The 12651-nt window shown below is 34.0% G+C and carries 11 protein-coding genes; all 11 read right to left on the bottom strand.

What is annotated here, in order from left to right; genetic code table 11:
• Window positions 1-58: 58 nt before the first annotated feature.
• Window positions 59-607, bottom strand: a complete 549-nt coding sequence (locus tag PVK70_RS12885) for a sugar transferase (RefSeq protein ID WP_130049133.1) — start codon at window positions 605-607, stop codon at window positions 59-61.
• Window positions 607-1491: an NAD-dependent epimerase/dehydratase family protein gene (locus tag PVK70_RS12880; protein ID WP_130049134.1), complete on the bottom strand. Its 885-nt coding sequence runs from the start codon at window positions 1489-1491 to the stop codon at window positions 607-609. Before PVK70_RS12880 ends, PVK70_RS12885 begins: the two co-directional genes overlap by 1 nt.
• Window position 1492: 1 nt before the next feature.
• Window positions 1493-2704 carry a glycosyltransferase family 4 protein gene (locus tag PVK70_RS12875; RefSeq protein WP_130049135.1) on the bottom strand — a complete coding sequence of 404 codons (1212 nt, stop codon included), beginning with the start codon at window positions 2702-2704 and terminating at the stop codon, window positions 1493-1495.
• Window positions 2705-2750: 46 nt separating this feature from the next.
• A complete protein-coding gene (gene wecB, locus PVK70_RS12870) occupies window positions 2751-3881 on the bottom strand; it encodes a non-hydrolyzing UDP-N-acetylglucosamine 2-epimerase (protein WP_130049136.1) in 1131 nt (376 codons plus the stop codon).
• Between the two features lie 9 nt (window positions 3882-3890).
• Window positions 3891-4994: a UDP-2-acetamido-2,6-beta-L-arabino-hexul-4-ose reductase gene (gene wbjC / locus PVK70_RS12865; protein ID WP_130049137.1), complete on the bottom strand. Its 1104-nt coding sequence runs from the start codon at window positions 4992-4994 to the stop codon at window positions 3891-3893.
• Complete coding sequence (locus PVK70_RS12860) at window positions 4994-6031, bottom strand: polysaccharide biosynthesis protein (protein ID WP_130049138.1); 1038 nt, start codon at window positions 6029-6031, stop codon at window positions 4994-4996. The genes wbjC and PVK70_RS12860 overlap by 1 nt, the downstream gene beginning before the upstream one ends.
• A gap of 176 nt (window positions 6032-6207) precedes the next feature.
• A complete protein-coding gene (wzy, locus tag PVK70_RS12855; protein ID WP_274441535.1) occupies window positions 6208-7452 on the bottom strand; it encodes an oligosaccharide repeat unit polymerase in 1245 nt (414 codons plus the stop codon).
• Window positions 7453-7470: 18 nt separating this feature from the next.
• On the bottom strand, window positions 7471-8658 hold the full coding sequence (locus PVK70_RS12850) for a glycosyltransferase (protein WP_130049140.1): 1188 nt from the start codon (window positions 8656-8658) through the stop codon (window positions 7471-7473).
• A gap of 1 nt (window position 8659) precedes the next feature.
• On the bottom strand, window positions 8660-9271 hold the full coding sequence (locus PVK70_RS12845; protein ID WP_130049141.1) for a CatB-related O-acetyltransferase: 612 nt from the start codon (window positions 9269-9271) through the stop codon (window positions 8660-8662).
• Window positions 9272-9309: 38 nt separating this feature from the next.
• The gene (locus PVK70_RS12840; protein WP_130071966.1) at window positions 9310-11028 is read right to left on the bottom strand and encodes an asparagine synthase-related protein; all 1719 of its coding nucleotides are present in this window, start codon (window positions 11026-11028) and stop codon (window positions 9310-9312) included.
• A gap of 96 nt (window positions 11029-11124) precedes the next feature.
• Window positions 11125-12633 carry a lipopolysaccharide biosynthesis protein gene (locus PVK70_RS12835; RefSeq protein WP_274441533.1) on the bottom strand — a complete coding sequence of 503 codons (1509 nt, stop codon included), beginning with the start codon at window positions 12631-12633 and terminating at the stop codon, window positions 11125-11127.
• Window positions 12634-12651 lie beyond the last annotated feature (18 nt).

Genomic DNA, 12651 nt, shown 5'->3' with positions numbered 1-12651 from the left:
CCCAGAAGTTATAGTGAATAGATCACTTTTCTGGGATTTTAAATTTGTTTTACGCAAATTATTTTACTGCATCACCCGAGCCACTGCCTGTCGCTGTCATTATGATGTATTTAAAGTAATCTTTAATGGTTAGGCTATCAATCATCTGCTTGTCAGTTTTAGCTAACAATTGTGGTGTAGACATATCGATATTTTGAACTTGAGCTAAACCAGTCACACCCGGTAAAACATCATAAACACCTAATGCATCACGCTCTTTAATTAACTCTTCTTGATTAAATAAATTTGGACGAGGACCAACCAAGCTCATTTCACCTTTAACGACATTAATTAGTTGCGGTAATTCATCAATTTTAGTTTTACGTAGAAAGTTACCTAACTTTGTAATTGAAGCATTATTCGCTAAGTGACTAGCCACTGATTTGGTTTCAACTGACATAGTGCGGAACTTAATCAGTTTGAATGGTTTTTTATTACGCCCTACACGTTCTTGAATGAAGATAGGCGAACCAGTGTCAAACATGCCGATCATAATCACAATCAACAGAACTGGCCACAAAAAAAGCAGACCAAAGAAAGCGGCTAGAAAATCCAAAATACGTATCATTAATTATTCTCTAAAAGTGAATGCATTGCTTGCTGCATTGTATAAGGAGGAACCCATTCTAACACTTCTTGCGCATTTGATGAATCAACCTCTAGATTTCCTACAAGTTGCTCGACCATTACAGACTTACCAAGTAATTTTCCTGCCAATCTCATGAGCCAAACAGGGATAGGTAACTGAATAATTGGTTTATTTAAACCTTTTGCAATTGCATTAGTAAAATCTTTGGTAGATACAGCTTGCCCATCAGAAGCCAAAAAAGTATGCCCCGCAGCCTTTGGTTCACTTGCACAAGTAATCAATAAGTCTGCGAGATTTTGAACCGAAATAAAGTCACGCTTATTGTTTACTAAACCAAATGGAAGCACTGGTATTTTATTTACTAAACGAGTCAATGACCCAAAATTCCCAGGAGCATTAGAGCCATAAACCAAAGTTGGTCTAACGATAACCACTTCTAACCCCGTCTCTTCTGCTATTTTTTTTAGGCCAACTTCAGCATCATATTTCGATTTAGTTTGCGCTGAAAATACGCTTTTATTTTCATCAATAGAAGCTGTACTAACAAAAACAAATCGTGTGACTCCACTATTCACCGCATCCCTTGCAAGTTTTAATGTGCCTAACGTATTAGTCTCAAGTATAGCATTCAAACTGTCTGATTTATTATGAGCGATACCAGCAAGGTGTATCACTACATCAATATTATTAAATGCATTATTCCAAAATGTATTCTTATTAATATCATCAACAACAAATGTTTCACGAGTTAAGTCATCTTTATGCGATGACCTGACTATACAACAAGAAATACAATCCATTTTATCTTGAAGTAACACCTGACGCCCTATAAAACCAGTAGCGCCAGACAATAAAATATTCATACTAATTAACCTTTAAGACATCATTTAAAATTTGTTCTAATCGCGTAACCAATTTGTCTTTACTAAAAAAGGAATTCGCATAATTTTTACCATTTAAACCTAGAGCCAGCCTTTCAGATGATGGCATTTCGCTAATTTTTTTAATATTTTCATATAGCGAATAAGCATCACTTGCAGAACAGCTTAAACCACAATTAGCAATATCGATTAGTTTTTTTCCTTCACCATCAAGCATTGCCAAAATAGGCAAAGACGACAACATATACGATTGTATCTTCCCAGGTATTGTTCGTTCAAAAATATCATTTGGCTTTAAAGAGACTAATGCAACATCAGCTTTTGAATAAAAAGCTGGCATCATATCCAAAGGATGCTGTCCATGTAACACAAACAAATCATCTAATTGGTGTTTTTTTATTTCAGATTGAAGCCAATTAAACTTACGCCCATTGCCAACAATTGAAAAAACAACACTAACCTTACTTTCTTTCAAAAATTTAGCGCATTCAACAATAGACTCAAAATCCTGAGCATCTCCAATATTCCCAGCAAAAAGAATCGTCAGTACAGAAGCCTTCTTATCTCTTTCACCGCAAATATTAAATTGGTCCTCAGCCCAATTAGGAAAAAGCTTTAATTTAGTATTAACGCTACTACGTCGACGAACGGCATTTAAATAAGATTCAGATTGACCCAAAATCACATCACAACGCTTATATATCCATGAGACTAAGCTACCTACTATATTTAATGCTTTTTTAGATTTAATCATCCCTACCGCCTCTAATGATTCTGGCCATAGATCTAAAGACCACATTACAATTGGTATGTTTTTAATGCATTTAAAAGAAATAGCAGGAATTGCAGCAGTTACAGGACTTAACTGACAAACAAGAATGACATCAAACTCTTCACCCTTTAGCTTTAATGGACCATAGAGTGAGCCCGATAATACAAACGACAGATAATTTAGTAATAAATTTATACTGCCCTTTTTACGAGTATAAATAGGAGTTCGGATGATAGGCATATCATGAAAGTAACTAAATGCTGCAGGCTCTTTTTTATACTCATCAAATAGAACACCAGAAGGATAGTTAGGTTGTCCAGTAAATACTGTTATCTCATGACCACGATCTTTTAAGGCGACACATAAATCATTAATTCTAAAATTTTCAGGCCAAAAATACTGACTAACAACAAGAATTTTCACAAAAGCTCCAGATAAAAATTATGGGCTATTTAAGCCCATAATTTCTTTAATATTCTTTCCAAACAACACGTTTAACGTAATCTGTGTAAGAATGAATTATTCTTACCATTTTATCAGACACGTTTGGCATACTATAATCATATACAGGACGCAGTAAGCGCTCATTCCCACTTGGTTGAGATTCTAATATTTGCAGAGCTTGCATTACACGCTCAACACTTAACCCCACCATCATTACTGATGCTTCTTCCATCCCTTCAGGACGTTCATGTGCCTCACGCAAGTTTAATGCTGGGAAGTTCATAATAGAAGATTCTTCATTAATGGTTCCACTATCGGATAATACAACCTTAGCGTTTTTCTGAAGGTGATTATAATCATGAAAACCTAATGGTTTAAGCAACTGTATATTTTTATGAAATTCAATACCTTGAGATTCAATTCTATTACGAGTTCGAGGGTGCGTAGAAACAATTACCGGAAGATTATAATGCTCAGCAACACGATTAAGTGATTCTGCCAATTTGGCTAACTGCTTTGGTGAATCGACATTCTCTTCACGGTGTGCACTAACGACAAAAAACTGACCTTGTTTTAAAGCTAGACGAGATAATACATCAGATGCATCTATTTGGGGCATATAATGATTTAATACTTCAAACATAGGACTGCCCGTTTTGATGACACGATCAGCAGGTAAACCCTCAGCTAAAAGATAATCACGAGCAATACTGCTATAAGTTAAATTAATATCAGCCGTATGATCAACAATACGTCGGTTAGTCTCTTCTGGTACACGCTGATCAAAACAACGATTCCCCGCTTCCATATGGAAAATTGGAACCTTACGTCGTTTTGCAGGAATAGCCGACAAACAAGAGTTCGTATCTCCTAACACTAACATCGCATCAGGCTGAATTTCTTCTAAGGCTTGATCAACTTTAATAATCACCTGGCCAATAGTTTCAGCCGCATTTTTACCTGCAGCATCTAAAAAATAATCCGGCTTACGTACACCTAAATCATTAAAGAAAACTTCATTTAATTCAAAATCATAATTTTGCCCCGTATGAACCAAAATATGTTCACAATGCTCATCAAGCTTTGCTAAGACTCGCGAAAGGCGGATAATCTCAGGGCGAGTACCTACCACTGACATTACTTTTAATTTTTTCATTTTTTATTCCTACAGTGGTTTCGTAAACGTATCTGGTTTTTCTCGATCAAAGATCTCATTTGCCCATAACATAACAATAAGTTCAGACTCTCCGATATTTGTTACATCATGAGTCCAACCAGGTACAGTTTCAACAACCTTATAATCTTCACCCGTCACATCCAACTCATAGCATTCCCCCGTAGCTATATGCTCGAAACGGAATTTAGCCTCACCTTTAATTACCAGAAATTTTTCATTCTTTGTATGATGATAATGTCCGCCGCGAGTAATACCTGGATGTGCAGTAAAAAACGAAAATTGACCGGCATCTTTCGTTTTTAATAATTCACAGAAAGAACCACGAGGGTCTGTATATGCTGGCACGGTGTATGAGAACTGCTCAGGAGAGTAATAACTGATATAAGTAGAATACAATGCTCGTAAGAAACCAGTGCCTACATTTTCTGTTACTAACGATGTTTTACTCGCTTTAAATAATTCCAGTGCAGTAGCAATATCACCAACCGTTGTCGGGTAAATCGGTTTAATTGATTGTTCCCCACTTTGCTCATCATTACTTAAATGATGAATAAAGTGCTCACAAACAGTATCAATATAAACTAAGTTCACTTTCGCTGATGGGTCATTAATTGTCAGAGGTAAATCATTCACAACATTATGACAAAATGTAGCGACTACGGAGTTGTAATTAGGACGACACCACTTACCAAAAACATTAGGCAGACGATAAATATAAACTTTTGCTCCCGACAGCTCAGCATAGCTATTCAACGCATCTTCAGCTAAGGCCTTACTTACCCCATAAGCGTTCAATTGCTCCGCTTGAATTGAAGACGTTAAAAGTATTGGAGTTGTTCGATTTAACTCTTTTAATTTAGAAATAATATAAGACGTTAGATCAGCATTACCGAGTTTAAACTCATCATCGTTTTCTGGACGATTAATGCCCGCTAAATGATAAATAAAATCAGCTGACTCTAATGCTTCATTTAACTCTTCAGCAGAATTGCTACGTTCTATTTTAATAATATCAGTAAAGCCCTGCTCTTCTAGTTGAAAGCAGAGATTCTTACCAATAAAGCCGTTCGCACCTGTTACAAGAATTTTCATTATACACCTTCAGGAACGATTAAACTGCCCGCTTCAATATCAGCAATAAAATCTAATTTATGAAGTAATTTAATCATACCATCTACATCTAAACGATCTGTATTATGAGAATTATAATCTTCAATATACGCTAAATCTTGTTCACCTTCTTCTACGTATTGTGAATAGTTAAGATCTCGATTATCTGAAGGTATACGATAATAACCCCCTTGGTCTTCTGCTACAAACATCTCCTCACGGCTACATAACGCTTCATATAGTTTTTCACCGTGACGAGTGCCAATCACATTAACTTCGTGACCAGGTTTTGACGTAATGGTTTTTAACGCTTGAACTAAAACATCAATTGTAGCCGCTGGTGCTTTTTGAACAAAAATATCACCATTTATACCATGAATAAATGCATGTAAAACAAGATCTACAGCATCATTTAATGTCATCATAAAACGAGTCATATTAGGGTCTGTAATGGTAATGGCATCGCCATTCATTATTTGTCGTAAGAACAATGGGATAACAGAACCACGAGAGGCCATCACATTACCATAACGAGTTGCTGATATAACAGTTTTACTAGAGTCAACATTACGTGATTTTGCAACAATGACTTTTTCCATCATCGCTTTTGAAATACCCATAGCATTAATTGGATACACAGCTTTATCAGTGCTTAAACACACAACACGGGAAACTTCATTCGCAATACAAGCTTCAAGTACATTTTCAGTACCTAAGACATTTGTTTTCACCGCTTCCATCGGATGAAACTCACAAGATGGAACTTGTTTTAGAGCAGCTGCATGATAAACGAAATCAACACCACGAGTAGCAGATAGAATTGAGTTATAGTCTCGTACATCACCGATATAGAACTTCAACTTAGGTGAGTTATATTTTTTACGCATATCATCTTGCTTTTTCTCATCACGAGAAAAAATACGTATTTCTTGAATATCTGTTTCTAAAAAGCGGTCAAGAACGGCATTACCAAACGAACCCGTACCACCAGTAATCAAAAGAATTTTATTTGAAAACATATACCTCTCACTGTATTAATAATACCAACAAACTGCAAAGTCTTATATTGAAATGCAACACATTACGCTAGACTTTCTTTACTCGACAACCATTCTACTATCATATTCGCGTTAATTTCCACAATCAACAAATGAACCATAGTTTCTAGATGGAAAGCATATCTCTACAAAAACTATCACACTTCAGACAATCGCTCCGGTTTTCGTAGTGTTTTTATATTGAATAGCACACTCAATGCTTTAAACAAAACAACAATTAAAAAAAACAAAACTATCGATTGAATTAAATTCATATATGCCCAATAGAAGCCAGGAAGACAATATAATATTAAAGGAACTATAGTCAAATAAACCCTTAACCATCTTTCAGCTGAAATAAAAGACAACAACAAACTAACAAACATAAATATAAAAACATAAAATATAAAAACAACAATCGCACCAAGTGGGTCGATTAACATTTGCGACAATAGCGGCGCATACGTATTGGATCCCCAACTACCAAGGATTATATAATTATATAAGTTATTAATATTTCCCACTGCATTAGGATCGTTAATGAATGCCGAATATATTTTTGAACCTATATAGTTCGAAAAAAAAGGATGTAGTGATAACGATTCATATGAAGATAAAAATTGAGAGGCATTACCCATCATATATTGAACATTATGAAGATAAGAAAACCTATCCACCATAACCCGCCCAAAAGCAATTAAATTATCAAAAGTCAACATTGATATAAAATAATTAAAACTTTGATTATGAACAAAACAATACTTAACAATTCTGAGCAAAGGAAGCAATAAAAAACCTAAAACAACAAAACCAAACTGAAATATTCTACCACATTTAAAGAAAACACTCAAAAACAATGGCAATATAAGAATAAAATAATTCGAAAAACCAGAAAAAAGAACAGCGATAATATATATAAATAGGGAGAACAAATATAACAACTTACCTCTTCCGAAAAAGTACAAAAAATATATAGGCAACAAGAAAACTGGTTGTAAAAGGGCATACACTAACTCTACCAACCGACTATTCACTCTGCCATCAACAATTGACCCAACTCCAAATATATTTATCGAAACAAAATAAAAAATTGCAATCAACAGAAAAACAAGATGGATTAATGTACCATTCGATGAAACTATTACTAATGGAGTTATAATCTTTGACCAATAAATCACAAACAAAAAACAAGCAACAGTCAAGGAAAAATACATTACATAGATCAATAATGAACGGTTAAAATCAAAGTCCAAATTCAAAGATATTAGATCACCTCCAACTTTTTTCGTCATAAATCCTATGTATTCAGACAGCAGTGTAAGAATCAAAAACATGCTGAATATAAAAATAGTTGATTTCTTAAAAAGACTATTTCTATTCAATCGTTTCACGTTGCTACTCATGTATATTTAACTTCCTAACTATAATTTAGACGCATTACGTTTTCTTTCATCAATAATAACTTGCCAACTATTAATCATCACCTCTACTTGCCTATTATATTCTCTTCCATGCAATTTATTAACATTAACAACATGCCCATGCTTTACATCTTCGATGCAACTAATTAATTTGTGTACCGCATCATCTAAAGATCCTTTCTCAAACAGAAAAGACCTATCCACTACTCTTTCCAAGTTAGAAACATGGTTTTCCATAATAACTGGTCGGCCACAAACTTGAGCATGAATCGAACTCAATGTTGTTTCTCTAGGCCATAAACATAAATCTGCTCCGTTGTAAACTTCAACAAGCTCATCTGCAGATACTGCTGGTAAGATAGTTACTCTATTCTTAAACTCTAAACGATTAAGCTTATCCATGAAAACTTCATCAAAATACGTATTATTAGCAGGCCCAATAAAAACAAATTTCAATTTATTCTCTTCAATAAACTCGTCCCCTAAAGATTCATATATATCTAAACTCACATCTGGTGATTTTGCATAATCAAACTTACCAGTATAAGCAACTAGCAGTTCATCATCTGCCACTCCTAGGCTTTCTCTAAATGATTTACGAAGCTGAATAGATGAATAATAAGCATTCTTGTTATACCCATGAGGAAGCATAGCGATTCTGTCATCATTGATACCAATTGCCTTAATATATTCTTTTTCCTCTAAACCTAATGCATATACAAGCTCATACTTATGAAACTTATTAATGATTGGAGCAAAGAATATCGAATAGAATTTGTAGTAAAGTTTTGCAAAGCGATTCTTGGAAGCGATCCAAGACATATGGCAATCACGAAACGTTAAATATTTATTACGACCATATAGATATAGCACATCATTAAAATCACCAATACCGTGCATAAACAAAACATCAGGCGAAAAACTCTCAACGGTTGGCTTGAGCCCTTTAAAAAAAACTCTCGAGCCCAACCTAAACCAACAATCCAATCGTACAATCGTCACACCATATTTAGCTTCAAAAACACGGTCTCTCAACTCTTGTGACTCATCATAAAGCTTATGCACATAATCAAGATACTTTGATGTAATTATGACTAACTCATGTTCCTTTGGCCATGCCTTAGCCATTTCTGTAATCTGATAATTTGCTTCTGTATCGAAAAAATATTTTACCATTACTACTTTCATGTTATTTCACCTTTTCCAAAAGAAACTTAGGATCATCAAAATATTTGGCTTTATCGCTAATTTCTGCATCTGTTAGGTCCCACCAACAATACTCTAAGAGTTGACAAATTGTCTTATCATCAAAACGCTTCTTAATAAGTTTTGCTGGATTTCCTCCCCATACTTCATAAGGCCCTACATTCTTTGTGACAACAGCTCCCATACCGATAACCGCTCCATGACCGATAGTCACACCACTCTTAATGAGCGCGTTACAACCAACCCAAACATCATTACCGATAATAGTCTCTTGATAAGGTTCAAATGGAAATTCAGTAAAATTTTTATTAAGTATGTTTTTACCTTCATGGAAAACTGGTGAACTACTTACCCTATCAAGTGGATGAGCAGCATTACCAATAGCAACATTATCTGCAATCGAGCTAAACGCACCAATATTTGCGTGAACGATTACACAGTTATTTCCAACATATGAATATCGCCCAAGATTTACATTCAATAAATTCGAAGCTGAACAAACCTTGGCGGTTACATCAATGCTTCCAGCCCTAATAGAGGGAAGTTGTACCTTTTTAATTAATTTAGATAACAAAAATACTAATTGTTGCTTCATACCTTGCTCTCACCTCTTATTTATTCAAGAACAAATATCTAGCGAAGAATAGCATCGCCATTCAAATCTATTTTAGATAGATAGATCTCAAGACTAAGCAAACAACCTAGAGGCTCAACATTTCTGTCCGTATACGCTTTTTTCAGTATATTATTGATTTCTTTCTTTCCTAAAATAGACATAACCGCAGAATCTTTATTAATCACATTTTCAACTAACATTCGGAACTCAGGTTTATTAACCCAATCCGCATAATCGACAAAAACCTGGGTATTTTTAACTTTTGAATACAACGCCGTAATACGAGCATTCCATCGAGACTGTCGAATCATTGAAACTAATTTAGGTCTAATGCTAAGCCAAAATTTCTCAACGCCACCATCAGGATCTGCTCCTGTAATCACTTTACCTGTGGTTTGCCAAGGGATAGTAGAAAAAACATCAGGAAAATACTTAAGCAACATGGTGTGATATAGTTTTCCATTGTAGCGGTATTCATCATTAATACTATAAACAAACTCGAGTAACTTGTTGTCCATAAATGGTTTCACATTCACAACACGATCATTCACGATATCGCTGCCCATCGATGTGAAACGAACACCTCGATAAAGAATAAAAAACGGATCACTGCTATCGCATTTAACAAATTCGTTATTAAAATCTATACTTTCAGCGAACTTACCGTATTTTTTTTGAGCTAGTTCTTTAACAGATAAAAATCGACCATCTTTCTTATCTAAATAACCACCACCTAATACCATATCACCAAGATATCCATTAATAACTTGAGTACTAATTGCGGCTATCTCATCGATAGGATTAAGACCATGCATATGTAAAAAGCTATACATTCCACTAGTGTTAAAAACGCCTTTCTCCCTATCTTTATACCAATTATTACTATCAATAATAGAAACTTGATGTGTCACATTAAGGGTTTTACATACTTTACTTGCTATTTTCACATCTTGAGATTCAGGGTAACCAAAAGACAAGCACGTAATATCATACTTTCCAATTCGGCATGCTGCAGCCAAGAGCGCTCTAGAATCAAGACCACCACTAAGTGTCAGACAATATTTTTTACCACTATCTAAATGAGATTCAACAGCATTAATGAAGTGTATATAAAGCTCATCGACAGCTTTATCAAAGTCCAACTCCCGAGGCTTAATCTCGCTCCAAGTCCAGTATTGGCACTCATTAATTATATTACCATCTTGACTAATTTTTATGATTTTTGACGGCTCTACCCTTGATACATTTTTATAAAGAGTATTATTACCAAGAAAATAAGAATGATTTAAAAAAGAAAGGACCGCATCTTTATCAATATCTAAATTAGAGTCACATTCCTTGATTTTCCCCAATAACGTAGACCAAGCTCTAATGTTATTATCGACTCGATACGTATAAAGAGGCCAAAGCCCATATCTATCGGTAACAAGATATAATTCACTTTTTTTCTTATCAACTAAAACTAAAGTAAAATAGCCATCAACATCATAAAAAATTTCACTTAATGACTTAACAGACAACTCATTAATAAGAGAAATTTCATTCGCCAAATAAGAAAAATCTATTTTATCACATCCTAATTTATAAACATCTCCTTGGAGGTATATACAAACATCATCGTCTTCATACAATTTAGTAGTAATCTCATGAGAGGATGAATGAGAAATATTAAAATTACAGTGCTGTTCAACTACATCATTTTGTTGAGGATTGACAAAATCACCTGTCAAATACATAAAATCTCCAAATTTTGCTATCTAAGCACATGATTGCCAGACTAATTGATATATTTATAAAACCAACGATTTAATTATTTCTATAAATATCAGAATTTAACCAAATCTTTTTTTCTTAAAGGCAACTAAGCTTCTAACGTTAAAGAGTAAAAACATATGAATCGTGATAAAAACCACCCCTACCACGACTAATGTAAATAAAAGCCCTATCCACTTCCCAACATAGAAAAAATCAAAAAAAAGATGACTTAAATAGACAAATAATACAGAAAAAATGAGTGATATTATTATTGGGGAATAAATTTCTTTAATACTTGCACCCGTTCGACCAATCACTTGGATAGGAATAAAAAATAGATAATATAAAACTGATGCAATAGCTGTCATCAGAGGAATTATATATATATTTTTTCCACCTAGTAATACAAACACTAAACTTACACCACAAACAATAATACTCATTAATAGTAAAATAAAAGACTGCTCTTTCATTCTCCCGGTGATAAAACCATGATTAAAATAAATCCACATATTCCCATGAATTAATATAGGAAAAAGAAAGAGAATAGATAGACCATCAAGAACATTTGAGTATTCCCCAGGGATCCATAATTTAAATATACTAGGAGAAAATATGATAAGAAGAACTATTGGTGTAGTTGTAAGCAAACTTAGTAATTTTTGGGCGGATACAACTTCCTCTACAAACTCACCCGTAGATTTCGATGCATATACTTTTGTTAGCCAAGGCTGTAATACCGATGCCATTGTTGAAATAAAACTCGTAATAAACACAGGTAACATAAGGCTAATTGCCACATCACCACCAGATTCTACGCTAATAAATCGGTTCGTTAATACCAAAGCAACACCGGTAAGTAATGTTGCGCCAAGAGTATTTATTGAAACCCAACTACCTGATGCTAATAACTCTTTTATCTTACTAAAATCAAACTTAGAATAGTTCACTTTTAGTTCTGGGGCCAAACGATATGAAATATATTTATTAAATACTAATAAGTAGATACTTAATAGAAACGATATCAAACCAATAAAATATAGCGAGGGTTCAAAATAATAAAAAAGAGCGAGAAACAAAAAAATCCTTACCCCTCCCCTAATAATCTCGCCTAAAGAACGTAAATCTAATCTGTTTTCAGTATAAGTAGCAATACTGTAAACACTTCCTATTAGACCAATAAGCATTGACATAAATACAAATGCAAACATAAGCCTGACATCAGTAAGCAATTTTGTTGGTACTTGTAGAAACACATCAACAAAATAAACAAATAAAGACATTAAAGGAGCAAATAGCAATATCAGAATTATATTTGAGTAAAAACCAGAAGAAAAATATCTTAATGCAGACTCAGGATCTCCACGGCTTCGAACAATGGATATATTTCTTGCAAGCATCGCATTTAACGCGATAGAGACAATAAAAAAGCAATTTAAAATGCTATTTGATATAGGAAAAAAAGAATATGCTTCCTTGCCTATATTATTAATAATATATGGAGTCAGGAAAAACGTTATAACAAACGAGACAAAAAAAGAAAAAACACTTGACGCCAAATTAATATATAATTGTTTTTTTTCCATTTTATAAAATCAACACCC

It is taken from the genome of Aliivibrio sp. A6 (genome assembly GCF_028765505.1).
GTDB lineage: Bacteria > Pseudomonadota > Gammaproteobacteria > Enterobacterales > Vibrionaceae > Aliivibrio > Aliivibrio finisterrensis_A.
This window is presented reverse-complemented; position numbering and strand designations above follow the sequence as displayed.

Coding starts and splice junctions, on each gene's coding strand:
- PVK70_RS12885 (WP_130049133.1), bottom strand. CDS start 607: ATGATACGTATTTTGGATTTTCTAGCCGCTTTCTTTGGTCTGCTTTTT.
- PVK70_RS12880 (WP_130049134.1), bottom strand. CDS start 1,491: ATGAATATTTTATTGTCTGGCGCTACTGGTTTTATAGGGCGTCAGGTG.
- wecB (WP_130049136.1), bottom strand. CDS start 3,881: ATGAAAAAATTAAAAGTAATGTCAGTGGTAGGTACTCGCCCTGAGATT.
- wbjC (WP_130049137.1), bottom strand. CDS start 4,994: ATGAAAATTCTTGTAACAGGTGCGAACGGCTTTATTGGTAAGAATCTC.
- PVK70_RS12860 (WP_130049138.1), bottom strand. CDS start 6,031: ATGTTTTCAAATAAAATTCTTTTGATTACTGGTGGTACGGGTTCGTTT.
- wzy (WP_274441535.1), bottom strand. CDS start 7,452: ATGAGTAGCAACGTGAAACGATTGAATAGAAATAGTCTTTTTAAGAAA.
- PVK70_RS12850 (WP_130049140.1), bottom strand. CDS start 8,658: ATGAAAGTAGTAATGGTAAAATATTTTTTCGATACAGAAGCAAATTAT.
- PVK70_RS12845 (WP_130049141.1), bottom strand. CDS start 9,271: ATGAAGCAACAATTAGTATTTTTGTTATCTAAATTAATTAAAAAGGTA.
- PVK70_RS12840 (WP_130071966.1), bottom strand. CDS start 11,028: ATGTATTTGACAGGTGATTTTGTCAATCCTCAACAAAATGATGTAGTT.
- PVK70_RS12835 (WP_274441533.1), bottom strand. CDS start 12,633: ATGGAAAAAAAACAATTATATATTAATTTGGCGTCAAGTGTTTTTTCT.